1 protein-coding gene is annotated in these 1030 nt (G+C 58.3%); it reads right to left on the bottom strand.

Going from position 1 to position 1030, the window contains the following annotated elements:
• Positions 1 to 946 (bottom strand): IS481 family transposase (locus tag OHL21_RS00050; RefSeq protein WP_263415203.1); only part of this gene is annotated, 946 nt, incomplete at its 3' end.
• Between the last annotated feature and the right edge of the window lie 84 nt (positions 947 to 1030).

The following is a 1030-nucleotide window of genomic DNA, read 5'->3' as shown; positions in this document are numbered from 1 at the left end:
TGTGGTGTCTCAACAGGTTGTTGTCTTTGAGGCCGGATCTGCTGATGGGTGGAGCTTGATTGAGGCTAGCATGAGGTCGGTGCCAGTTGTACTGATGGATCCATGGTCTGAGGTGTTGTGCTCGCTGAGTTGAGTTCTCGTATCTTCTTGCGTAAGCCCATTCCCTGAGAGCGGTTTGGATGAAGCGTTCTGCTTTACCGTTGGTCTGTGGACGGTAGGGTTTGGTGCGTCGATGGTAGATATTCAACCGTTTACAGACTCCCCCGAATTGCTGGCGATAGAAGCAAGGGCCGTTATCGGTGAGTACCCGACGCGTGTGGATGCCCATATGACGGAACCAGTTCACCGCCCGATCCAGGAAGTCGATGGCCGAAGTAGCCTTTTCATCCGGGTATAAGGCGGTGTAAGCCAGCCGTGAGTAGTCATCGACCGCGACGTAGAGGAACTCCCAGCCTGCACCGCGGGTCTCGTCCTGCGGGTTACCGGTGATGCGGTGGCCGGCCTTGACGATGCGCGCCAGCTTTTTGATGTCGATGTGCAGCAGGTCGCCGGCTGCGGCACGCTCGTAGCGGACGATAGGCGCGGCAGGTTCCAGCATCTTCCACTTGTTCAGTTTCAACCGAGTAAGGATGCGGCTGACGGTGGCTCGGCTCAGCCCGGTGGCCTGGGCGATGCGCACTCCGGTCCAACGCTCCCGACGCAGCAGCTCCACACGGTTGATTAGCTCTGGAGAAGTGGGCTTCCGCAGTTGCCTGGGCCTCGAGCTGCGATCCGGCAGCCCTCCCGTACCAGACTGCCTGTACCGCCTCACCCATTTGCCCACCGTCTGCCGGCTGAGTCCGCGCTCGGCTGCCGCCTCCCGCTGGCTCAGCCCACCTTCCAACACTCGCTTTACCAACTGCTCTCGACCACGCACTGTCAAACGGGCATGATGGTGATAGTCCATCTGGCCTCCGAAGATTTTGGATTGCTCTCACAATCAGCTTCTTCGTTCTCGGTCAGATGGACAATAACCTATTGAAACTTCACA

The sequence above is a fragment of the Terriglobus albidus genome (genome assembly GCF_025685425.1).
GTDB classification, from domain to species: Bacteria; Acidobacteriota; Terriglobia; order Terriglobales; family Acidobacteriaceae; genus Terriglobus; species Terriglobus albidus.
Note: the sequence above shows the minus strand (reverse complement) of the source record. Positions and strands in the feature narration are given on the sequence as shown.